Annotated in this window: 21 protein-coding genes; 14 read left to right on the forward strand and 7 right to left on the reverse strand. The window is 65.2% G+C overall.

Features of this window, described 5'->3' with window-relative positions:
* Window positions 1-39: 39 nt before the first annotated feature.
* Window positions 40-1671, forward strand: coding sequence for a CTP synthase (gene pyrG / locus E4K65_RS17430; protein WP_027545835.1), 1632 nt, complete (start codon window positions 40-42; stop codon window positions 1669-1671).
* A gap of 4 nt (window positions 1672-1675) precedes the next feature.
* On the opposite strand, the gene E4K65_RS17435 is transcribed toward pyrG, so the two are convergent.
* The 3 genes from E4K65_RS17435 to E4K65_RS17445 form a co-directional block, all read right to left on the reverse strand.
* Window positions 1676-2338 (reverse strand): class I SAM-dependent methyltransferase, encoded by a 663-nt coding sequence (locus tag E4K65_RS17435; RefSeq protein WP_167770888.1) that lies wholly within the window; start codon window positions 2336-2338, stop codon window positions 1676-1678.
* 111 nt (window positions 2339-2449) lie between these two features.
* Window positions 2450-3826, reverse strand: a complete 1377-nt coding sequence (locus tag E4K65_RS17440; protein WP_135175228.1) for a sensor histidine kinase — start codon at window positions 3824-3826, stop codon at window positions 2450-2452.
* Window positions 3823-4497, reverse strand: coding sequence for a response regulator (locus E4K65_RS17445; RefSeq protein WP_027545838.1), 675 nt, complete (start codon window positions 4495-4497; stop codon window positions 3823-3825). The genes E4K65_RS17440 and E4K65_RS17445 overlap by 4 nt, the downstream gene beginning before the upstream one ends.
* Before the next feature lie 197 nt (window positions 4498-4694).
* On the opposite strand from E4K65_RS17445, the gene E4K65_RS17450 reads away from it, so the two are divergent.
* The 4 genes from E4K65_RS17450 (at window position 4695) to glsA (ending at window position 9172) form a co-directional block, all read left to right on the forward strand.
* Entirely contained in the window at window positions 4695-5021 is a 327-nt protein-coding gene (locus E4K65_RS17450; protein ID WP_135175229.1) for an NIPSNAP family protein, read from the forward strand.
* A gap of 115 nt (window positions 5022-5136) precedes the next feature.
* Window positions 5137-5985, forward strand: a complete 849-nt coding sequence (gene kdsA, locus E4K65_RS17455; protein ID WP_135175230.1) for a 3-deoxy-8-phosphooctulonate synthase — start codon at window positions 5137-5139, stop codon at window positions 5983-5985.
* The gene (locus tag E4K65_RS17460; RefSeq protein ID WP_135175231.1) at window positions 5985-7190 is read left to right on the forward strand and encodes an MFS transporter; all 1206 of its coding nucleotides are present in this window, start codon (window positions 5985-5987) and stop codon (window positions 7188-7190) included. The genes kdsA and E4K65_RS17460 overlap by 1 nt, the downstream gene beginning before the upstream one ends.
* Before the next feature lie 107 nt (window positions 7191-7297).
* Window positions 7298-9172: a glutaminase A gene (glsA, locus tag E4K65_RS17465; protein WP_135175232.1), complete on the forward strand. Its 1875-nt coding sequence runs from the start codon at window positions 7298-7300 to the stop codon at window positions 9170-9172.
* A 17-nt stretch (window positions 9173-9189) separates the two neighbouring features.
* On the opposite strand, the gene E4K65_RS17470 is transcribed toward glsA, so the two are convergent.
* The 3 genes from E4K65_RS17470 to E4K65_RS17480 are packed head-to-tail and all read right to left on the reverse strand — an operon-like array spanning window position 9190 to window position 11485.
* A complete protein-coding gene (locus E4K65_RS17470; protein ID WP_135175233.1) occupies window positions 9190-9987 on the reverse strand; it encodes a substrate-binding domain-containing protein in 798 nt (265 codons plus the stop codon).
* A 16-nt stretch (window positions 9988-10003) separates the two neighbouring features.
* Entirely contained in the window at window positions 10004-10456 is a 453-nt protein-coding gene (gene queF, locus E4K65_RS17475) for a preQ(1) synthase (protein ID WP_038967228.1), read from the reverse strand.
* A gap of 51 nt (window positions 10457-10507) precedes the next feature.
* Complete coding sequence (locus E4K65_RS17480) at window positions 10508-11485, reverse strand: Vgb family protein (protein ID WP_135175234.1); 978 nt, start codon at window positions 11483-11485, stop codon at window positions 10508-10510.
* A gap of 177 nt (window positions 11486-11662) precedes the next feature.
* Here E4K65_RS17480 and eno point away from each other — a divergent pair, with 177 nt between their 5' ends.
* Both eno and E4K65_RS17490 read left to right on the forward strand, forming a co-directional pair.
* Window positions 11663-12946, forward strand: coding sequence for a phosphopyruvate hydratase (eno, locus tag E4K65_RS17485; RefSeq protein WP_135175235.1), 1284 nt, complete (start codon window positions 11663-11665; stop codon window positions 12944-12946).
* Window positions 12947-12979: 33 nt separating this feature from the next.
* Window positions 12980-14116 (forward strand): zinc-binding dehydrogenase, encoded by a 1137-nt coding sequence (locus E4K65_RS17490; RefSeq protein WP_135175236.1) that lies wholly within the window; start codon window positions 12980-12982, stop codon window positions 14114-14116.
* Window positions 14117-14145: 29 nt separating this feature from the next.
* Here E4K65_RS17490 and E4K65_RS50030 read toward each other — a convergent pair whose 3' ends face one another.
* Window positions 14146-14382 carry a hypothetical protein gene (locus E4K65_RS50030; protein ID WP_430649031.1) on the reverse strand — a complete coding sequence of 79 codons (237 nt, stop codon included), beginning with the start codon at window positions 14380-14382 and terminating at the stop codon, window positions 14146-14148.
* A 36-nt stretch (window positions 14383-14418) separates the two neighbouring features.
* Here E4K65_RS50030 and E4K65_RS48735 point away from each other — a divergent pair, with 36 nt between their 5' ends.
* From E4K65_RS48735 to E4K65_RS17530, 7 genes are all read left to right on the forward strand, one after another.
* The gene (locus E4K65_RS48735) at window positions 14419-14571 is read left to right on the forward strand and encodes a helix-turn-helix transcriptional regulator (RefSeq protein ID WP_235885669.1); all 153 of its coding nucleotides are present in this window, start codon (window positions 14419-14421) and stop codon (window positions 14569-14571) included.
* A 110-nt stretch (window positions 14572-14681) separates the two neighbouring features.
* Entirely contained in the window at window positions 14682-15680 is a 999-nt protein-coding gene (locus E4K65_RS17505; protein ID WP_135175237.1) for an MBL fold metallo-hydrolase, read from the forward strand.
* A gap of 222 nt (window positions 15681-15902) precedes the next feature.
* On the forward strand, window positions 15903-16454 hold the full coding sequence (locus tag E4K65_RS17510; RefSeq protein WP_135175238.1) for an NADPH-dependent FMN reductase: 552 nt from the start codon (window positions 15903-15905) through the stop codon (window positions 16452-16454).
* Window positions 16455-16576: 122 nt separating this feature from the next.
* Entirely contained in the window at window positions 16577-16894 is a 318-nt protein-coding gene (locus E4K65_RS17515; RefSeq protein ID WP_011087554.1) for an FtsB family cell division protein, read from the forward strand.
* A 218-nt stretch (window positions 16895-17112) separates the two neighbouring features.
* Window positions 17113-18072: a helix-turn-helix domain-containing protein gene (locus tag E4K65_RS17520; protein ID WP_167770890.1), complete on the forward strand. Its 960-nt coding sequence runs from the start codon at window positions 17113-17115 to the stop codon at window positions 18070-18072.
* 282 nt (window positions 18073-18354) lie between these two features.
* Complete coding sequence (gene adh, locus E4K65_RS17525) at window positions 18355-19872, forward strand: aldehyde dehydrogenase (RefSeq protein ID WP_135175240.1); 1518 nt, start codon at window positions 18355-18357, stop codon at window positions 19870-19872.
* A gap of 170 nt (window positions 19873-20042) precedes the next feature.
* Window positions 20043-21431: a glycerophosphodiester phosphodiesterase family protein gene (locus E4K65_RS17530; RefSeq protein WP_209312071.1), complete on the forward strand. Its 1389-nt coding sequence runs from the start codon at window positions 20043-20045 to the stop codon at window positions 21429-21431.
* Window positions 21432-21446 lie beyond the last annotated feature (15 nt).

Genomic DNA, 21446 nt, shown 5'->3' on the forward strand with positions numbered 1-21446 from the left:
TTTGGCGAATCGAATTCGAGGGATTAGAGGTTAAGTCCCATGGCGCGGTACATATTCATCACCGGCGGCGTGGTTTCTTCGCTCGGCAAGGGTCTGGCTTCGGCGGCACTCGGTGCGCTGTTGCAGGCCCGGGGCTACAAGGTCCGCCTCCGTAAGCTCGACCCCTATCTCAACCTCGATCCCGGAACGATGTCGCCGTATCAGCACGGCGAAGTGTTCGTGACCGATGACGGCGCGGAGACCGATCTCGATCTCGGTCACTACGAGCGCTTCACCGGGCGGCCGGCGACCAAGGCCGACAACATCACGACGGGGCGCATCTACCAGGACATCATCACCAAGGAGCGCCGCGGCGATTATCTCGGCGCGACCATCCAGGTGGTTCCGCACGTCACCAACGCCATCAAGGAATTCGTCCTCGACGGCAATGACGATTACGACTTCGTGCTGGTCGAGATCGGCGGCACCGTCGGCGACATCGAGGGCCTGCCGTTCTTCGAGGCGATCCGCCAGCTCAAGAACGAGCTGCCGCGCGATCATGCCGTTTACATCCATCTCACGCTGCTGCCCTACATTCCGAGCGCTGGCGAATTGAAGACGAAGCCGACGCAGCACTCGGTGAAGGAGCTGCGCTCGATCGGCATTCAGCCGGACATCCTGCTCTGCCGCACCGACCGCGAGATCCCGAAGGAAGAGCGGCGCAAGCTCGGGCTGTTCTGCAATGTGCGCGAAAGCGCGGTGATCGAGGCGCGCGACGTCGACAACATCTATGCCGTCCCCGAGGCCTACCACAATGCGGGCCTCGACGACGAAGTGCTCGCCGCTTTCGGCATCGCCTCGCGGATTCCGCCGGAGCTGCGGAGCTGGCAGCAGATCAACGAGCGCGTGCGCAATCCCGAAGGCAACGTTACCATCGCGATCGTCGGCAAATACACCGGCATGAAGGATGCGTATAAGTCGCTGATCGAGGCGCTCTCGCATGGCGGCATCGCCAACAAGGTGAAGGTCAATCTCGACTGGATCGAGAGCGAGATCTTCGAGAAGGAAGATCCCGCGCCGTTCCTCGAGCACGTCAACGGCATCCTGGTGCCCGGCGGATTCGGCCAGCGCGGCGCGGAAGGTAAGATCCGTGCGGCGCAGTTCGCGCGCGAGCGTGACGTGCCGTATTTCGGCATCTGCTTCGGCATGCAGATGGCGGTGATCGAAGCCGCGCGAAATCTCGTCGGCATCGAGGACGCCAACTCCACCGAATTCGGCCCGACCAAGGAGCCCTTGGTCGGCCTGATGACGGAGTGGCTGCGCGGCAACGAGCTCGAGAAGCGCTCGCAGGCCGGCGATCTCGGCGGCACCATGCGGCTCGGCGCGTATCCGGCGGCGCTCAATCGCGGCAGCCGCGTCTCGCAGGTCTATGGCGGCGCGACCGAGATCTCCGAACGCCACCGCCACCGCTACGAAGTGAACACCGCGTACAAGGACCGTCTCGAGCAGCACGGCCTGAAATTCTCAGGGTTGTCGCCCGACGGCGTCCTGCCGGAGATCGTCGAGTACGAGGATCATCCCTGGTTCATCGGCGTCCAGTTCCACCCCGAGCTGAAGTCGCGGCCTTTTGAGCCTCATCCTCTCTTCGCCTCGTTCATTCAGGCGGCGATGGTGCAGAGCCGGCTGGTCTGATGGCTCAGCGCGCGGCGGAGTAGTCGCGCGCGTGATGGATCGGCTCCAACGCGACTCGCGTCGAGGGGGCCGGCGCAAGCGATCCCGTGACGAGTTTCATCTGCGGCCGCCGCGTCAGCTTGTAGACGGCGGCCGGCGGCACGTTCAGCAGGGCGCGATCGACCAGGGTGGCACGTAAGCCCAGCCGATCGAGAATCGGCCGCGGCACCGGGCAGCTCATGCCGTAGGTGAACTGGTAGAAGGCACCGCCGGGGCGGACGTAGCTGAAAGCGCCGCCGACGATGGAGACGACCTTGCGCGTCGACATGTTGAGCAGCGGCAGACCGCTCACGACCGCGCCGACCGGCGTGCCGTCATAGAGGCGCTCCGTGGTCAGCCGCCCCGCATCCATCCACAACACGCGCGCGTTGGGGAAGCGCAATTGCAGGAGCTTCATGAAGTCGGAGCCGTATTCGATCAGCGTGAGGTCCTGCTGGCGCACGCCGCGTTTCAGGAGCTTGTAGGTGAATGCGCCGGTGCCGGGACCGAGCTCGAGAATCGGGCCGCTCGATGCGGTGATCTCCCGCGTGATCAGATCGGCGAGCGCCGCGCCTGATGGCGCGATCGCGCCGACCCGACGCGGGGCCGACATCCAGGACAGGAAGAAGGAGAGGAAATCGTTGGGCATGCGCACTCCGGCATCTTGGTTGCACCTCGAAAGATCAGAGATGAGGCGGATGCAGTGTCACGGCCGTGCATTGCGACAGCATTGCGCTGTGAGGGGCGCAGTCGGATTGATTCAACCCTGCGGGATTGGGCGCAGCGTTATTCTGAAACAGGCGCCGCCGTCCGGCCCGTCCGTGACCGAGACGTGGCCGCCATGCAGGTGCACGATCTCGCGCACCATGTTGAGGCCGAGGCCGGCGCCGCGATCGAGCGGCGTCAGCCGATAGAACGGCTCGAAGATCTGCTCGCGTTGTTCGGCGGGAATGCCGGCACCTTCGTCCGTGACTTCGATGCTCGCGGGTCTGCTGACGCGAATGCCGATGGTGCCGCGGCGAGGGCCGTGCTGAATCGCATTTTGCACGAGGTTGGTCAGCGCGCGTTCCAGCGCGGCCGCGTCACCGATCGTCTCGATCGGCGTCGTGGGTGCATCGAGCGCCAGCTCGTAGCCGGCGGCAATCGCCAGCGGCGCGAGGTCGGCAGCAGCGCCTTGCGCGACCCGGACAAGGTCGACGCGCGCGAACGGATGGCCGCAGCGGTCGAGCCGCTGAATGTCCAGCAACTGCTCGGCAAGCGTCGCCAGCCGCGCGGCATCTTCCAGCAGCCGGGTCTTGTCCGGCCCCGGGGCAAGCGACTCCAGGCGCGTGTTGAGGATCGCGATCGGCGTGCGCAGCTCGTGTGCGGCGTCGGCGACGAAACGCTTGTGGCGGGCATAGCCCTGGTCGAGCCGCGCCAGCGCGTCATTGACCGCGGTCACGAGCGGCACGACCTCCAGCGGAATTCTCTCCACCGACAGGCGCGCGCCGCGCTGATGGATGTCGATGCGACGCGCCTGGTCCGCGGTCGTATCAAGTCCTCTGAAGGCGCGCTGCACGATCACCGGTGTCGCGATGAAGGTCGCGGTTCCCATCAGAAGCAGGCCGGGCAGGGCGATGCCCAGGAATGCAAGCGATGTCATGACCAGCGCCTTGGCGCCGGTCAGCCGGCCCTGCGTCGCCGTGATGACCTGCACGTTGCCGGCCTCGGTGTCGACCCGCTTCAGCCGCGCCGCCGGTTTGCGCGGATCGTCCTCGAACATCTGCCAGCCGAGCCGCGCCTGGCTGATCTGGTCGAGGCCGCCGCCGATCGCGGCGAATTCGGCCGGCACGGCACCTTCGGCGAGCGAATGTCCCTGCCGGTCGCGGACCAGGAACCAGAGGTCCGGTGTCTCGCTACGCAATTGTTTGAGCTCGGGCGTCGGCCGCACGGTCAGGCCGCCCTGTGCGTCGCGCGCGAGTGCGCGCTGCACGACGTCGATCACGCGATCCTCGTCGCGCTCGGCGAGCACAAATCCTGACGCGCACAGCGCCCCGACGACGACGGCAACCAGTGCCAGGAGCAGCGCGGCCTGGAGCGAGAGCAGGCGCCAGCTCAGGCGCGAGCGCAGGCAATAGGGATCGTCGTGCCTGCTCATGGCAGCTTCTTCAGGAGATAGCCGACGCCGCGAATGCCGTGGATCTCGATGCCGGCATCCGCCTCGGCGAGCTTGCGGCGCAGCCGCGAAATATGCGTGTCCAGCGCGTTCGACTGGATCTCGTCGTCGAAATTGTAGACGGCCTCTTCCAGCGCCGAGCGTAGCACGGTGCGGCCGAGGCGGCGGATCAGCGCCTCGAGCACCAACAGCTCGCGACGCGGCAGCTCGAACGGCTGGCCATCGATGCTCGCCTCGCGATGGCCGACATCGAAGGCGAGGCGGCCGGCACGGATGACATCCGGCGTAAGTCCCGCGGGGCGCCGCATCACGGCGCGCAGGCGCGCCAGCAGCTCCTCGACCGCGAACGGCTTGGCCAGATAATCGTCGGCACCGCTGTCGAGCCCGGCGATCCGGTCGGCGAGCTCGCCGCGCGCGGTCAGGACGATGATCGGCACGCCGTCGGCGCGCGCCCGGAGCTTCGGGATCAGTGCAAGGCCGTCGCCGTCGGGGAGCTGGCGGTCGAGCAGGACCGCGACATGGACGTCGGCGGAAATGGCCTCTTCCGCCTCGGCAAGGGTAGGGGCGTGGTCTACCACCATGTCGTAGCGCTTCAGCGCTGACGCCAGCGCGCCGGCCATCTCCGCCTCATCCTCGACGAGCAAAATCCGCATGATCCGGCACCTGGGCTTCAACCAAAGCCATTCTAGCGGCCCGATCATTGCGGCAGCATTGCGGGAGCCGGATGAGGTGCTTTGCCGAAGGGCTGTCTAGCCATGCGCGAAACGCGACGGGGGCGATCGGGCAGGGCGCAAGACACCATCATGGCCAACCGTTATAACCGCCCCATCCGTTCGGGGAGGAAGTCAGAATGATCTACGAAATGCGCATCTATCGCTGCGTGCCCGGCCGCTTGCCCGCGCTCTTGAAGCGGTTCGAGACGGCGACGCTGAAGATTTGGGAAAAGCACGGCATCCGCCAGGCCGGATTCTTCACCACGCTGATCGGTGAATCCAGCCAGGCGCTGACCTATTTCCTGGCCTGGGAGTCGCTCGCCGAGCGCGAGAAGAAGTGGGGCGCGTTCGTGACCGATCCGGACTGGCTCGAGGCACGGGCGAAGTCGGAGGCGGACGGCCAGATCGTCGGCAATATCGTCAGCCAGCTCCTGACGCCGACCGCTTTCTCGGCGGTGAAATAGCGCCGGCGGCGCCCGCGGAACTTCGGCGCAACCCTGATATTCTGACAGCCCGGGCCGAATGGGGTTGATCCGACCCCGATGGCGGTTATGGTCGCGCGGAAACGAGGGATTTGCCTTGAGCTCTTCGACGTCAGCGGCGCCGGTCGTCACCATTGGCAGGGTCAAATTCGGCAATGATCTGCCGATCTCGATCATTGCGGGACCCTGCCAGCTCGAAAGCCGCCAGCATGCGCTGGAGGTGGCCTCCGCGTTGAAGGAGATCGCCGCGCGGCTGAACGTCGGCCTCGTCTACAAGACGTCGTTCGACAAGGCCAACCGCACCAGTGCGTCGGCGGCGCGCGGGCTCGGGCTCGCGCAGTCGCTGCCGATCTTCGCCGAAATCAGATCCTCGCTCGGCCTGCCGGTGCTGACCGACGTGCACGAGGCCACGCAATGCGCAGAGGTTGCGCAGGCCGTGGACATCCTGCAGATCCCGGCCTTCCTGTGCCGGCAGACCGATCTGCTGCTGGCGGCGGCCGCGACCGGCAAGGTCGTCAACGTCAAGAAGGGCCAGTTCCTGGCGCCCTGGGACATGGCGAACGTCGTCACCAAGATCACGAGCGCGAGCAATCCGAACGTGCTCGTCACCGAGCGCGGCGCCTCCTTCGGCTACAACACGCTGGTCTCCGACATGCGCGCGCTGCCGATCCTGGCGCGCACCACCGGTGCGCCCGTGATCTTCGACGCCACCCATTCGGTGCAGCAGCCGGGCGGGAAGGGGACGTCCTCCGGCGGCGAGCGTGAATTCGTGCCGGTACTTGCGCGCGCGGCGGTCGCGGTCGGCGTCGCCGGCGTCTTCATCGAGACCCATCCCGACCCTGATAGCGCGCCTTCCGACGGCCCTAACATGGTGCCGCTGCGCGAGTTCGAAGGGCTGATCCGCAGGCTGATGGCGTTCGACGCGCTCGCAAAGAATCCGCGCTGATGCAGCAAGGCGAGGCGCGGCCGCACGATCACGGTCTGCCGGCCGCGCTCTACGTCATTTCCGGCGCGAGCTTCGCCGCGGCGCTGTCGGCGCGTGCGCTCGATCCGGTGCTGCCGCATGTCGCCGAGGATTTTGGCGTCAGCATCGCGACCGCCGCGGGCTTTGCCGCGGTGTTCGCTTTCACCTTCTCGATCATCCAGCCGATTGTCGGCGCGGCCGCCGACCTGTTCGGCAAGACGCGGCTGATGATCGGCTGCCTCGCGCTGCTCGGCCTTGCCAATATTCTTGGCGCGCTCTCGACCTCGTTCTCGGTTCTGTTTGCGACCCGCATCCTTGCCGGCATAGGCTCCGGCGGAGTGTTTCCGGTGGCGCTCAGCCTGACCAGCGACCTGGTCGGTCCGGAGAAGCGGCAGGTCGCGATCAGCCGCACGCTCGCCGGCGCCATGACCGGCAATCTGCTCGGAGCCTCGGCCTCGGGCCTGATCGGCGACTTCCTCGGCTGGCGCGGCGTGCTGGCGGTGCTCGGCGTGCTCGTGATCGTTGCCTCGATCGCGGTTGCCGCCGGCTTTCGCGGCGCCAAGGTCAAGCATCCGCCGAAGACGAGCCTGTCGGCGCTGAAGGCCGGCTATCGCACCATCTTCACCAACCCCAATGCCTATGTGTGCTATTCGGCGGTGTTCGTCGAAGGCTGCTGCGTGCTCGGCCTGTTTCCCTACATCGCCTCGTTCCTGTTCGAGCTCGGCCAGACCTCGCTCTCGATCGCCGGCATCGTCATCGCGGGCTTCGCGGTCGGCGGCCTGTTCTACACGCTGACGGTGTCGCGCCTGTTGCCGTGGCTCGGCATGAAGGGAATGATGATCGCGGGCATGACGCTGGTGGCCTCGCAGCTCGTCGCCGTGGCTTTCGGTCCGCGCTGGGAAGTGCAGGCGCTGAACCTCGTCGTCATGGGCTGGGGCTTCTACATCGCCCATGGCTGTCTCCAGGTGTTCGCCAGCGAGCTGTCGGTCGAGGCGCGCGCCACCGCGCTGTCGCTGCATTCGTTCTTCTTCTTCATGGGACAGACGGTCGGGCCGCTCGCCTACGGCTTCGGCCTCCAGCACGGCGGCAAGATGCCGACGCTGTTCGCAAGCGCCGCGATCATGGTGGTCCTCGGCATCGTCTGCGCCCGGTTGCTCAAGCAGCGTGCACCATCCGACGCGCGCTGAGATTCCATTCGGTCCCTGAAAGGGGGCGCGCCCCACCACGACACCGTCGGCCCCGTATACATGGCACACGAATTGCTTTTATTCTGGGCAAATCGAGGTGCGAGACCGTGGACGCCCAGCCCACCCGTTTGCCCAGCGTAGCCGGCGCGACCCGGTCGGCCGGATATCCCACCAGGCCGCCACTGCGGCGTTTCCTGACCGATTGCTACGAGGAATTCAGGAGCGACGGTTCGGGCGAGCTTGCCGATTACATTCCTGAGCTGAAGCGCGCCAACCCCGATCATTTCGGCATCGCGCTCGTCACCATCGACGGCCATGTCTACGAGGTCGGCGACAGCGCGGTGCCGTTCACGATCCAGTCGGTCTCGAAGGCCTTCGTGTTCGCACTGGCGCTGGAGACGGTGGGCGAGGAGCGCGTCTCGGCCACCATCGGCGTCGAGCCGAGCGGCGAGGCCTTCAATTCGATCCGGCTCACCAACGACAACCGTCCCTTCAACCCCATGGTCAATGCCGGTGCTATTGCCTGCTCGGGCCTGATCTACGAGGTGGACGGCAAGGGCGCTTTCGAACGCGTCCGCTCAAAACTCAGCGAGTTCGCCGGGCGCGAGCTCGGCGTCGACGAGGCCGTGCATGCCTCGGAGACCGCGACCGGCAACCGCAACCGCGCGATCGCGTGGCTGTTGCGCAACTACGCGGTGCTGCCCGACGACGTCGACGCCGTGCTCGACGTCTATTTCCGCCAATGCGCGATCCTGGTGACGGCGCGCGACCTGGCGGTGATGGCGGCAACTCTCGCCAATCGCGGCATCAATCCGGTGACGGGCGCGCAGGTGATCACGCCGCACATCGTCGCCCGCACGCTGTCGGTAATGACGAGCTCGGGCATGTACGACTATGCGGGCGAGTGGACCTATCGCGTCGGCATCCCCGCCAAGAGCGGCGTCGGCGGCGGCATCGTCGCGGCGCTGCCTTCGCAGCTGGGACTGGGCACCTTCTCGCCGCTGCTCGACAATCACTTCAACAGTGTGCGCGGCTTGAAGGTCTGCGAGGCGCTGTCGGCGCGGTTCGATCTGCACATGCTCAACCGCAATGCCGACGTCCGTACCAGCATCATGGCGGACTACGACGTCTACGGCATCTCCTCGCGCCGCAGCCGCCAGCCGCACGAGCAGCAGATCCTCGACGAGCGTCACAGCGACATCCGAATCCTCGAGCTCGTCGGCGCGCTGAATTTCGGCACCATCGATTACGTCACGCGAAGACTCAGCAGTGAGCCGCCGAACGCGCCGCTATTGATCATCGATTTCCGCCGCGTGCCCGACATCACCGCGGCCGGTGCGGAGCTTCTGGGCGAGACGCTGACGGCGCTCGGCAATGCCGGCGTCACCGCGATTCTGTCCGGCCTCGAGGAGACCTCCGCGGTCTGGGCCGCGATCTCCGCGCGCATGGGGGATCCGCGACGGCTGCGCCGCTTCGCGCTGCTCGACGATGCCATCGAATGGGCCGAGGACCAGGTGATCTACCGCTTCGGCGGCTTCACCGACGTGAAGGAGAGCGCGCATCTCGGCGAGCAGGCGCTGCTGGCCGAGCTCGACGCGGACGAGATCGCCGCGATCGTGAAACTATCGACCACGCGCCACTACGCCGCCGGCCAGCGCATCATCGCCGCCGGCGAGCCCGCCAATTCGCTGTTCTTCCTGCAGAGTGGCATGGTCAGCGTGAAGCTGCGGAGCGGCGTGCGGCTGGCCTCGCTCGGTCCCGGCATGGAGTTCGGCGAGATGGCGATCCTGGAGAGAACCCGCAGCGCCGACGTGTTTGCCGATACGCCAGTTGCATGCCTCGAACTGCCGCTCGACCGCTTTGCCGACTACCGCCGCCTGCACCCGGAGACGTCGCTGAAGATCATGCGCAACCTCGCCGCGATCCTGGCGCGGCGGCTGGTTCTCGCGAATGCCAAGGTGGATCTGCTGAGCGCGTATTAGGGGGCGGGGCCTCCTCCCTAATTCGCACCACCCGCGGGGATCGGCTCCATGCCGCTCGCAATGATCGTGTCGCGGGCGGCGGGGGAGGCGAGGAACTTGATCAAGGCCCGTCCAGCATCGGGTTCTTTCGAAACGGTCGCGATGCCGGCTGAGAAGATCGTGATCTTCTGCAATTCGTTCGGCAGCGGTCCGACGATATCGATGCCCTGCACCGGCTTCAATTCGCTGATCTGCTGAAAGCCCAGTTCGGCCTCACCATGCGCGACGATCTCGCCGACCGGCGTGGCCGGGATCTTGCGCGCCTTGTCCTTCATGGCATCGGCAATGCCGAGCTTGTCGAACATCTCGGTCGAGACGTAGACGCCGCTGGCGCTATCCGAGTAAGCGATTGTCTTCGCCGCCAGCAGCGCACGCTTGACTGCCTCCGCCGAGCTGATGTCCGGCTTCGGCGCGCCCGACTTCACCGCGATTCCGATTGGCGATCTGGTCAGATCGACCTGGCTGCCGGCAACGACCTTGCCCTTGCCGGCGAGGTCGGTGAGGGCATAGCCCACCATGATCAGGACATCGGCCGGTTCGCCGCGCTCCAGCCTGACCGGGATCGCATTGGTGGTGGTGCCCATCGACGGCCCGAACGACGTCAGCACCTTGTGGCCGGTGGCTTTCTCGAACTCCGGCACGAGCGCCTGATAGGCAGCCGTCAGACCGCCGGAAATCATCACCCGGACCTCGGCAGCGTCGGACGCGCCGGTCAGCCACAGGACGCCCAAAAGGCCCAAGGCAAGGTTACGGAATGTTGCTGATGTCGATTTCATTGTCGCTCGTCTCCAACTAACCCCTGCCGCGATAGGGCGCGACGCCTTGCTCCGGCACCCACAGGCCCTTCGGCACCCGGCCGGTCTGCCAGAACACGTCGATCGGGATGCCGCCGCGCGGATACCAGTAGCCGCCGATGCGAAGCCATTTCGGCTTGATCTCGGAGGCGATGCGCTTGCCGATCATCACGGTGCAATCCTCATGGAAGGCGCCATGATTGCGGAAGCTCGCGATGTAGAGTTTCAGCGATTTCGACTCCAGTAGCCATGGGCCGGGCGCGTAGTCGATCATCAGATGCGCGAAATCCGGTTGTCCCGTGACCGGGCACAGCGAGGTGAATTCCGGCACGGTGAAGCGCACCAGATAGTCGGTGCCCTTTTGCGGATTGGGCACGCGGTCGAGCTGGGCTTCTTCCGGTGTGTGCGGCCATTCGACCGCGCGGCCGAGCTGGAGGGATTTTTTCGCCATCGTCGTCACATCCTTTTGCGGATGCCGGGATGGACGCAATTGGAGCTGCCGTCAACCAGTGGCGATGGTCTGGATCATGACGATCCGGTCGTTGCCGGACTCGCAGCCCCAGAGCTCGCCCGGCCTGCCGTCGAGCTGGCGGACATTGGCATTTGGCTTGTCGCTGGCGAAGACGTTGAACCGCTCGGTCGCGGGATCGAAGCGGACGATGGCATTGGCGGAGAAATCGGTCAGCCAGACCTTGTCCTTGTCATCGACATAAACCGCGTAGGTGCGGGGACGCTCGCCCGGCAGCTTCCAGGTCTTCCAGGAGCCGTCAGCGGGATCGTGCACCGACACATGGCCGCTGTTCCACTCGCTGACCCAGATCCGGCTCTTCGAATCCGACCAGACGCGCCGCGATCCCTGGCTCGGCGTCGGCGGCTCGACCACATTGGCGTTGCCGGTCGCAAGATCGATCTTCGCGATATAGCTGCCGGCGAGCGAGGCGTACCAGACGTCGCCCTTGGGCGTCACCGTGATGCCATAGGGGCCGACGCCCTTTGGCGCCCGGAACACGCTCATCTCGCCCGACTTCGGCGCAAGCCGGCCGTAATAGCCGGACTGGCCGGTGAACCAGTAGGCGCCGTCCTTGTCGAACACGCCGGTATTGAGATTGGCGGAGGCGAACTTTTCGGGCAGGCGGAACAGCGTGACCTTGAGGTCCTTGGGCTCCACCCGCGCGATCGCGTTCTGGCCGCCCTCGGTGATCCAGGGCGCGCCATCGGGGCCGATCGTCACGCCATGCGGCGCGGCGCCCTGGCCGAGGCTGACGGTCTTGAAGGTGCCATCCTTCGGATCGAGCCTGCCGAGCATGCCCTTGCCCTGCGCGGTGAACCAGACCGTGCCGTCGGGAGCCGGGGCGAGGTCGTGCAGGCCGATCCCGGCACTGATGGGGAAATATTTTGTCCGGAACGGGCCCTCCTGCGCAAAAGATGGGCGAACGGCGAGGAGGGCGGCGCTGGAGCCGAGAAACTGGCGGCGATTCATGGCGTTACCCCGACTGTTTCAGATTGAGGTTGGACGCGCGGACCAGATGCCGTCAAGTTTAGTCCTGGGCAATTCGCGCGTCAGTCGAAGCACGCCGTCCAAGCGTTCACATTTGCTTGCGCTCCGTGTAAGACCCGCGGCGAACCGATCAAATCTAACGAACGGAAGTGCAACATCATGACCGCCATCATCGACATCATCGGCCGCGAAATCCTCGACAGCCGTGGCAATCCCACCGTCGAGGTCGACGTCGTGCTGGAAGATGGCGCGCTCGGCCGCGCCGCGGTGCCGTCAGGCGCCTCCACCGGCGCCCATGAGGCGGTGGAACTGCGCGACGGCGACAAGGCCCGCTATCTCGGCAAGGGCGTCACCAAGGCGGTCGGCGCCGTCAACGGCGAGATCTTCGAGGCCTTGAGCGGCCTCGATGTCGAGCAGCAGGCCCAGATCGACCAGATCATGATCGATCTCGACGGCACGCCGAACAAGGGCCGCCTGGGCGCCAACGCCATCCTCGGCGTCTCGCTCGCCTGCGCCAAGGCGGCCGCGAACTCGCTCGACATGCCGCTCTACCGTTACGTCGGCGGCACCTCGGCGCGGCTGTTGCCGGTGCCGATGATGAACATCATCAATGGCGGCGTGCATGCCGACAACCCGATCGACTTCCAGGAGTTCATGATCCTGCCGGTCGGCGCGTCGAGCTTTGCCGAGGGCCTGCGTTACGGCGCGGAGGTTTTCCACACGCTGAAGTCGGAGCTGAAGAAGGCCGGCCACAACACCAATGTCGGCGACGAGGGCGGCTTTGCTCCGAACCTGCCGTCGGCGGACGCCGCGCTCGAATTCGTCATGAACGCGATCGGCAAGGCCGGCTTCAAGGCGGGCAGCGACATCGTGATCGGCCTCGACTGCGCCTCGACCGAGTTCTTCAAGGGCGGCAAATATGTCTATGAAGGCGAGGGCAAGACCCGTTCGATCTCCGAGCAGGCCAAGTACCTCGCAGACCTGGTTGCGCGTTATCCGATCGTGACCATCGAGGACGGCATGTCGGAAGACGACATGGACGGCTGGAAGGAGCTCACCGATCTCATCGGCAAGAAGTGCCAGCTCGTCGGCGACGATCTCTTCGTCACCAACGTCAAGCGCCTCGCCGAAGGCATCAAGGCGGGCCGGGCCAACTCGATCCTGATCAAGGTCAACCAGATCGGCACGCTGACCGAGACGCTCGCCGCCGTCGAGATGGCGCACAAGGCCGGCTACACCTCCGTCATGTCGCACCGCTCCGGTGAGACCGAGGATTCCACCATCGCCGACCTCGCGGTGGCCACCAACTGCGGCCAGATCAAGACCGGCTCGCTGGCGCGTTCCGACCGCACCGCCAAATACAATCAGCTCCTGCGCATCGAGCAGCAGCTCGGCAAGCAGGCGCTCTATGGCGGCAAGGCGGCACTGAAGGCGCTGGCATAAGCCAGCGCTTCGACAAGGACAGGGAGGATCGACATGAGCGATGGCAAGACCGGACTGCAACTGCGTTCGCTGATCAAGGCGAGTGGCGAGCTGGAAATCTCGCTTCTCGACGTGCCGACCCCCGAGCCCGCCGAGGACGAGGTCGTCGTCCGCGTCGAGGCGGCGCCGATCAACCCGTCCGACCTCGGCCTGCTCGTCGGCGCGGCCGACATGAGCACGGCCAAGGCCTCGGGCACGAAGCAGGCGCCCGTCATCACCGCAAAAGTGCCTGACGGTGCGATGCGCGCGATGGGGGCGCGGCTCGACCAATCCCTGCCGGTCGGCAATGAAGGTGCCGGCGTCGTCGTCAAGACCGGCTCGTCGGACGCTGCGAAGGCGCTGATGGGCAAGACGGTCGCGATGATCGGCGGCGCCATGTACTCGCAATTCCGGACCCTGAAGGCGAGGGACTGCCAGCCATTGCCTGACGGTACGACGGCAGCGGAGGGCGCGTCCTGGTTCGTCAATCCGCTCACCGCGCTCGGCATGACCGAGACCATGCGGCGCGAAGGCCACAAGGCGCTGGTGCATACCGCGGCCGCCTCCAACCTCGGGCAGATGCTGAACAAGATCTGCATCAAGGACGGCATCCCGCTCGTCAACATCGTGCGCAGCAAGGAGCAGGCAGAGATCCTGAACAAGATCGGCGCCAAATATGTCGTCGACTCCAGCGTGCCGAGCTTTCTCGACGATCTCACGGCCGCGCTGGTCGAGACCGGCGCCACCCTCGCGTTCGATGCCATCGGCGGCGGCAAGCTCGCCGGCGACATCCTCAACTGCATGGAAATCGCGATCAACAAGACCGCGAAGGAATACAGCCGCTACGGCTCCAGCGTGCACAAGCAGGTCTATGTCTACGGCGCGCTGGATATCCGTCCGATCGAACTGCCGCGCGGCTTCGGCATGGCCTGGGGCGTCGGCGGTTGGCTGCTGACCCCGTTCCTCCAGAAGATCGGTCCGGCTGATATCGGACGGCTGCGACAGCGCGTCGTGAATGAATTGAAGACCACCTTTGCCAGCCACTACACCAAGGTGGTGTCGCTTCAGGAGACGCTCGATCCCGCCAACATCGCGGTGTACGCCAAACGGGCCACCGGCGAAAAATTCCTCATCAACCCGAATAAGTCGTGACGAGCGACGGCGTCCAGGCCTGATCGAATCTATGCCTGGGCCGTGGGGCGAATGACGATCTCGCCGACGTCCACACTATCCGGCTGCGCTATCGCGAAGGCCATCGCCTCCGCGATGGCGCTCGCCGGAATGGCCATCGCCTTCATGCTTGCCTGCCCCGCGCGGCGCTGGATCAGAGTGCCGGCGAGGGTTTGGGATGGATCAACGCGCTGGTCGATGCCAGGATCGGCAAGGCCATCAGGCTGATGCACGAAGACGCCGCTCACCCCTGGACCCTGGACGCATTGTCCGAAGCGATCGCCATGTCGCGATCCGCGTTTTCGAAGCGGTTCAAGTCGCTTGTGGGGTTGGCGCCGCTCGACTACCTGCTTCGATGGCGAATGCGACTTGCACGCGATCAGCTGCGACGTGGAGCGACCGAAAAATTCCCCAACGCCCCAAATAAATTGTCGTGATCTGCGACGGCACCTCACCAAAGGAAGGTCTTGCCTTCTGAGCGAAGCCGGGGATTATTCCGCCGCCATTGAAAGCGGAAAACCGCAAGGGCTCAGAAGGGGACCTCTCCATGACCGATCTCAATCGCCGTCATCTGCTCGCAGGCGCCGCCGCCATCGGTGCGGCTGCCGCCACCGGACTTCGACCGACCATTGCCAATGCCTCAGTGCCGCAAAGCGGGGCGCAGGCACCCGGCTTCTATCGCTACAAGGTCGGCAGCTTCGAGTGCACCTCGATCAATGACGGCGCGCGCACCTTCCCGATGCCGGACAAGTTCGTCGTCAACGTCCCGAAGGAAGAAGCCGCAGCGGCCGGCGAGGCCGCCTACATGCCCAAAGGCATGGTCACGGTGCCGTTCAACCCGCAGCTCATCAACACCGGCTCCAGGCTGGTGCTGATCGACACCGGAAATGGAGTCGCCAACCTGGAGCCGAGCAAGGGTGCGGTCGGCCGTACGCTGCAGAACCTCCAGGCCGCCGGCGTCGATCCCAAGAGCATCGACGTCGTGCTGCTCTCGCATCTGCATCCCGACCACACCAACGGCATTCGCCTCGCCGACGGCGCGCTCGCGTTCCCGAATGCGGAGATCATGGTGCCCGGCAAGGACTGGGAGTTCTGGACCAGCGAGGACAACGCCGCCAAGGCCGAGTCCAACGCGATGATGAAGAACTACTTCGCCAACGTGAAGAAGACCTTCGCCGGCCTCGAATCCAAGGTCACCAAGTACGAGTGGGGCAAGGAGGTCGCGCCCGGCATCACCTCGATCGCGACGCCCGGCCATACGCCCGGCCACACCTCGTTTGCGGTCGCGTCCGGCGATGCCAGGGTGTTGATCCAGTCCGATGTCACCAACATTCCGGAGTTCTTCCTGCGCAATCCGGACTGGCACGTGATGTTCGACGCCGATGCCGCGATGGCGCAGCAGACGCGCCACAAATTCTACGACATGGCGGCGGCCGAGAAAGCGACGGTGATCGGCTTCCACTTCACCTTCCCCTCGGTCGGCCATGTCGAGAAGGACGGAGCCAAATATCGCCTGATCCCGTCGGCCTGGAATCCGACGATCTGATCGGGCTGGACGTTGGTGCGAAAGATCGGGCTGCCGCTTGGCGGCCTGATTGTTTTGGGTCGTAGCCCGGATGGAGCGAAGCGTAATCCGGGCTACAGGCCTCAATGTCCTCTTTCGCGAAACTCAATGTTTCCAAATCGGACCGGTTCATGCACTTGCATCCATTGGTCCGGATCGCTTAAGTGCCGCCCGGCACTCCCGCTCAAGTTCTGAGGACACTCCATGGCCTACAATATCGTCGTGATCGCCGGCAGCCTGCGCAAGGACAGTTTCTCGCTGAAGATCGCCAATGCGCTCGCCAAGCTCGCGCCGGCCTCGCTCAAGCTCGAGGTCGTCACGCCGGCGGGTATCTCCTTCTTCAACCAGGACCTCGAGGGCGCGCCGCCCGCGGACTGGCTGGCCTTCCGCGACAAGCTCCAGAAGTCGGACGGCGTTCTGTTCGTCACCCCGGAATACAATCGCGCCATCCCGGGTGTCCTGAAGAACGCCATCGACGTCGCCTCGCGCCCCTATGGCAAGAGCTCGTTCAACGGCAAGCCGGTCGGCATCATCTCGAACTCGCCGGGTCCGCTCGGCGGCGTCAGCGCGGCCAAGACGCTCCAGAACATCCTGCCGGGCATTGCCGGCCCGATCATGCAGCAGCCCGAGATCTACCTGAACGCGGTTGGCGACGCCTTCGATGCGGAGGGGAACCTCGCCAAGGACTCGCTCAAGACCGTGCTCCAGGCCTATATCGACGCCTTCGCCGCACACGTGGCCAAGCATCACGGCTGAGGCCAACACTAGTTCTTCGTCATACCCGGCCTAAACAACAAGGCCGGGCATGACGATGACGATTGGTGGCGCGGGCAGGGCGCATTAGCGCTCCCTTAACCAAACTCCCCCATCTTTCGAAGATGGTCTCCCGCGCGCGCCTCAAATCGATCCTGACCGGTCTCGCCCTTTACGCGATGGCGGCTGCCATCGTCGGTTATTTCGGCGTCAACGCCTATACCGGCAAATACGGCCTCAACGCCCGCCAGGAACTCGACCAGGAGATCATCGCGCTCACGAGCGAGCTGGCCCAGCTCAAGCGCGAGCGCGCCAGGAGCGAGCAGCGCGTCTCGCTGCTGCGTTCCGCGAGGATCGATCCCGACATGCTGGACGAGCGGGCGCGCTTCCAGCTCGATTATGTCAATCCGCGCGATCTCGTTCGGATGATCCCGCCGAACTAGCGCTTGCGCGGGTTTCGAAACCGGTATCGAAAGCCGACCCGAGCCCGGCCGCCTCCTTCTCCATCACGCCATAAGTCGCAAGACCGCAGTCGCTTTGCCGCCTTGACGCAGCGGCGCCGGCGAGGGCATGGCTTGTACGGCGCACTGCTCCCCAGGATTGACAGAGATCAATCAGGCCGCGCCGGCACGTCGTAAATTGCCATCCGGAGGAAACGGTGATGAATGGGTCAATGCCCCAGCATCACGCGGCTCGTGTCGAAGCCGCTATTGCATCAGGCCAGGCGGCTCGCTCCGCGCTCGTGGCCTCCTGGCGCCGTTCGTCCCGGTTGCATCATCTCGATCCCTCCGGCCGGGGCTTGCCCCAGCGGCTGACCGACGCGGAACTCCGCGAGGCGCGCGAGCGTATCGCGCCGCTGCTCGCCGCCGCGCAAGGGGCGATGGACCGGCTCTACCAGGCGGTTGGCGCCGCCGGCTGCTGCGTGCTGCTGGCCGACGGCGAGGGGGTGCCGGTGGATCGTCGCGGCACGCGGGCCGACGACACCACCTTTCAATCGTGGGGCCTGTGGACCGGCGCGCTCTGGAGCGAGGAGCACGAGGGCACCAATGGCATCGGCACCTGTGTCGTCGAACAGCGGCCGCTGACGATCGACCGCGACCAGCACTTCTTCACGCGCAACACGCTGTTGAGCTGCACCGCCGTTCCGATCTACGACCACGAGGCGGCGTTTGCCGGCGTGCTCGACGTCTCCTCCTGCCGCGCCGACCGGACCGACGCGTTTTCCAATCTGATCGCGCTTGCGGCGGGCGAGGCGGCAAGGCGCATCGAGGCGGACTTGTTCCGCCGGGCTTTCGCCCATGCCCGCATCGTGCTGACATACGCTGCGGACGGCCAGTGCAGCGGCCTCGTCGCGGTCGATGCGGACGACCTTGTGATCGGCGCGACCCGCTCCGCCCGGGTGGGACTGGGGCTCGCGCCCGGCCGGGCGTTGCGTCCCGTCCCCGCGGCCGATCTTCTCGGCGGCGATACGGCGCGCGACCACCTCGCTGGCGGTCAGCGTGCGGTGTTGCAGCGGGCGCTGCTGCGCGCGGGTGGCAATGTTTCGGCGGCCGCCAAGGCCCTCGGCGTCAGCCGCGCCACGCTGCACAGGAAGCTCAAGCGGTTCGAGCTGAACCACTGAGGGCCACAGTCTCCTCAGCCGTCATTGCGAGCGCAGCGAAGCAATCCAGGATCTTTCCGCGGAGGGACGCTGGATTGCTTCGCTGCGCTCGCAAAGACGATGTGGAAGCCGTGTGTGCTCCATCTTGCACTTGCCTCAGTCGGACCTGTCGCAGAACTGCGACAGGTCCGCTCCTCCATCGCTCCTATCAGGGCTGACAGAAAACGCCTCCCGCATCATCGTCGGCGCAAGTCGCGACCACGCGACGAATTGCGCAAACAGCAAACACATCGGGAGTGATCAATGAACAAGGTGGAATTCCTCAGCGTCACCAAAGTTCCCTTCGCCGAACGCTATGACAACTTCATCGGCGGCAAGTTCGTCGCGCCGATCTCCGGCAAGTATTTCGACAATGCCTCGCCGGTGAACGGACAGATCGTCTGCAAGATCGCGCGCTCCGACACGCAGGACGTCGAAGCCGCGCTCGACGCGGCGCATGCCGCCAAGGCGGCCTGGGGCCGCACCAGCGTCGCCGAGCGTGCCGCGATCCTGAACAAGATCGCCGATCGCATGGAAGAGAATCTCGAGCGCCTCGCGATCGCCGAGACCTGGGACAACGGCAAGCCGATCCGCGAGACCCGCGCGGCCGACATCCCGCTCGCCATCGATCACTTCCGCTATTTCGCCGGCGTCGTCCGCGCCCAGGAAGGCTCGATCGGCGAGATCGACCACGACACCATCGCCTATCATTTCCACGAGCCGCTCGGCGTCGTCGGCCAGATCATCCCCTGGAACTTCCCGCTGCTGATGGCCTGCTGGAAGCTCGCGCCCGCGCTCGCCGCCGGCAATTGCGTCGTGCTCAAGCCCGCCGAGCAGACCCCGGCCTCGATCATGGTCTGGGCCGAGATCGTCGCCGACCTCCTGCCGCCCGGCGTCCTCAATATCGTCAACGGCTTTGGCCTCGAAGCCGGCAAGCCGCTGGCCTCGAGCCCGCGCATCGCCAAGATCGCCTTCACCGGCGAGACCTCGACGGGCCGGCTGATCATGCAATATGCCAGCCAGAACCTGATTCCTGTCACGCTGGAGCTCGGCGGCAAGTCGCCGAACATCTTCTTCAAGGACGTCACCGCCGAAGACGACGACTTCTTCGACAAGGCGATCGAAGGCTTCGTCATGTTCGCGCTGAACCAGGGCGAGGTCTGCACCTGTCCGAGCCGCGCGTTGGTTCACGCCGACATCTACGATCGCTTCATGGAGCGGGCGCTGAAGCGCGTCGCCGCGATCAAGCAGGGCGACCCGCGAGCGGCCGACACCATGATCGGCGCACAGGCATCCAGCGAGCAGCTCGCCAAGATCCTCTCCTACATCGACATCGGCAAGCAGGAGGGTGCCAAGCTGCTGGCCGGCGGCGGACGTGCGGAACTCGGCGGCGATCTTTCCGGGGGCTTCTACGTCCAGCCGACGGTGTTCGAGGGCCACAACAAGATGCGAATCTTCCAGGAGGAGATCTTTGGCCCCGTCGTCTCGGTCACGACCTTCAAGACCGATGACGAAGCGCTCGCGATCGCCAACGACACGCTCTACGGTCTCGGCGCCGGTGTCTGGAGCCGCGATGCCAACCGCTGCTACCGCTTCGGCCGGGCGATCCAGGCCGGCCGGGTCTGGACCAATTGCTACCATGCCTATCCCGCGCATGCGGCGTTCGGAGGCTACAAGCAGTCGGGCGTCGGTCGCGAGACCCACAAGATGATGCTCGATCACTACCAGCAGACCAAGAATCTCCTGGTCAGCTACAGCCCGAAGAAGCTCGGCTTCTTCTGATCGGACAGGAGCGGGCGGCGCAACCCTGCGCCGCCCGTTCCGAGCCGTTCTTCGTCCGCCCCACCGTCATCCGTCTGTCAGATAATTGAGACAAGACGAGCGCGCCGACCTTATTCGGTTCGGCGCTTGTGGCATCCGGAGCGATGCCAGGTAGGGACGGAGGCTCGGCCATGAAGAACAGTCATTTGCAGCGGAAGGCACATCTTGGAGCGATGCTGCTCGGCGCGGCAGCCTTGGCATTCCTCCCGCTATCGTTGACCAGCGCACAGACCGGCCCGGCGCCGGCCGGCGCCAAGAAATTCCTGACCGTTGACGGAAAGCCACCGCTGATCCTCGGACATCGCGGCGTGCCGGGACTGGTGCCTGAAGAGACGGAGGCGTCGTATGATCTCGCCGCGGCGCTCGGAACCGATGCGCTCGAAGAGGACCTGCACCTGACCAAGGACTGCGTCCTGGTGGTGCGTCACAACCCTTGGCTGGCCGACAACACCAACATTGCGGAGGTGGCGAAGACCAATGCCTCCGTGGCGGCCCGCAAGCGCACGGTGCCCGGTGTGCGCGTCAAGGCTCCAACTCCAACCAGCGGCCCGGCCGACTACCTTACGGATCTCGCCGACCCGGCCGACCCCAAATCGGTGCTGAAGTCATTGATCGTCGACGGCGAGGATCATACCAACGACTGGTCGATCAGCGATTTCACCATGGCCGAGCTGAAGAGCTGGATCGGCGGCACCACCTATGACGCTGCCAACGAACGGCCCAAGGTCTTCAACGGCAAATTCCCGGTCATCAGTTTCCAGGACGTCATCGACATCGCCAAGGCCAGGAGCAAGGAGACGGGGCGTCCCGTCCTCGTCTATCCCGAAACCAAGAACCCGACCTGGAACAATGCCCAGGCGATTGCCAATGGCTGCGGTGCCGCCGGCAGCCACCCGCTCGAAGACGCCCTGATCAAGATCATCAAGGACAACGGTCTCAACACGAAGGATGCCCCGATCCTGGTTCAGAGCTTCGAGCCCGGCAGCCTGAAATACATGCGCAGCCACGGTCTGGAAACGCGGCAGGTGCAGCTCATTGATGGCAACGGGATTGACTTCAAGACCGGCAAGGTCCTCCTCGACAACATCACAAATTCGCGTCCGTTCGACTGGACGATTGCGGGCGACGCGCGCTTGTACGATGCGATGCTGACGCCCGAGGGCCTTGCCGAGATCAAGACCTATGCCGACGGCATCGGCCCGTGGAAGCCCTATATCGTTCCGCTCAGGATTGTGCCGTGGAAGGACAGCAATGCCGACGGCACGCCCTACAAGGGATCGACGCCGGAAGCTTCGACGCAGGATGCAACCAGCCTTGTCGCTGACGCGCACAAGCTCGGCCTGTTCGTGCACGTCTTCACCTTCAGGAACGAGAAGAAATATCTGGCTGCCGACTATCGCGGCGATCCGGTCCTGGAATATCTCAAATTCTTCCGCCTCGGCGTGGACGGGGTCTTCACCGACTTCACGCATACCGGCGTTGCCGCCCGCGCGGCGTATTTGCGAGAGCTGGGCTGGTGAGGCGGCACTGAGAAT

This window comes from Bradyrhizobium niftali, from assembly GCF_004571025.1.
Classification (GTDB): domain Bacteria; phylum Pseudomonadota; class Alphaproteobacteria; order Rhizobiales; family Xanthobacteraceae; genus Bradyrhizobium; species Bradyrhizobium niftali.

Bases quoted from the DNA above. Each gene is read 5' to 3' on its own strand.
- E4K65_RS17470 (WP_135175233.1), bottom strand. From the start codon at position 9,987: ATGAAATCGACATCAGCAACATTCCGTAACCTTGCCTTGGGCCTTTTG.
- E4K65_RS17505 (WP_135175237.1), top strand. From the start codon at position 14,682: ATGACCGATCTCAATCGCCGTCATCTGCTCGCAGGCGCCGCCGCCATC.
- E4K65_RS17490 (WP_135175236.1), top strand. From the start codon at position 12,980: ATGAGCGATGGCAAGACCGGACTGCAACTGCGTTCGCTGATCAAGGCG.
- E4K65_RS17510 (WP_135175238.1), top strand. From the start codon at position 15,903: ATGGCCTACAATATCGTCGTGATCGCCGGCAGCCTGCGCAAGGACAGT.
- E4K65_RS17460 (WP_135175231.1), top strand. From the start codon at position 5,985: ATGCAGCAAGGCGAGGCGCGGCCGCACGATCACGGTCTGCCGGCCGCG.
- eno (WP_135175235.1), top strand. From the start codon at position 11,663: ATGACCGCCATCATCGACATCATCGGCCGCGAAATCCTCGACAGCCGT.
- E4K65_RS17435 (WP_167770888.1), bottom strand. From the start codon at position 2,338: ATGCCCAACGATTTCCTCTCCTTCTTCCTGTCCTGGATGTCGGCCCCG.
- E4K65_RS17440 (WP_135175228.1), bottom strand. From the start codon at position 3,826: ATGAGCAGGCACGACGATCCCTATTGCCTGCGCTCGCGCCTGAGCTGG.
- E4K65_RS17520 (WP_167770890.1), top strand. From the start codon at position 17,113: ATGAATGGGTCAATGCCCCAGCATCACGCGGCTCGTGTCGAAGCCGCT.
- adh (WP_135175240.1), top strand. From the start codon at position 18,355: ATGAACAAGGTGGAATTCCTCAGCGTCACCAAAGTTCCCTTCGCCGAA.
- E4K65_RS17445 (WP_027545838.1), bottom strand. From the start codon at position 4,497: ATGCGGATTTTGCTCGTCGAGGATGAGGCGGAGATGGCCGGCGCGCTG.
- queF (WP_038967228.1), bottom strand. From the start codon at position 10,456: ATGGCGAAAAAATCCCTCCAGCTCGGCCGCGCGGTCGAATGGCCGCAC.
- pyrG (WP_027545835.1), top strand. From the start codon at position 40: ATGGCGCGGTACATATTCATCACCGGCGGCGTGGTTTCTTCGCTCGGC.
- E4K65_RS17530 (WP_209312071.1), top strand. From the start codon at position 20,043: ATGAAGAACAGTCATTTGCAGCGGAAGGCACATCTTGGAGCGATGCTG.
- E4K65_RS17515 (WP_011087554.1), top strand. From the start codon at position 16,577: ATGGTCTCCCGCGCGCGCCTCAAATCGATCCTGACCGGTCTCGCCCTT.
- E4K65_RS48735 (WP_235885669.1), top strand. From the start codon at position 14,419: ATGTCGCGATCCGCGTTTTCGAAGCGGTTCAAGTCGCTTGTGGGGTTG.
- E4K65_RS17450 (WP_135175229.1), top strand. From the start codon at position 4,695: ATGATCTACGAAATGCGCATCTATCGCTGCGTGCCCGGCCGCTTGCCC.
- E4K65_RS17480 (WP_135175234.1), bottom strand. From the start codon at position 11,485: ATGAATCGCCGCCAGTTTCTCGGCTCCAGCGCCGCCCTCCTCGCCGTT.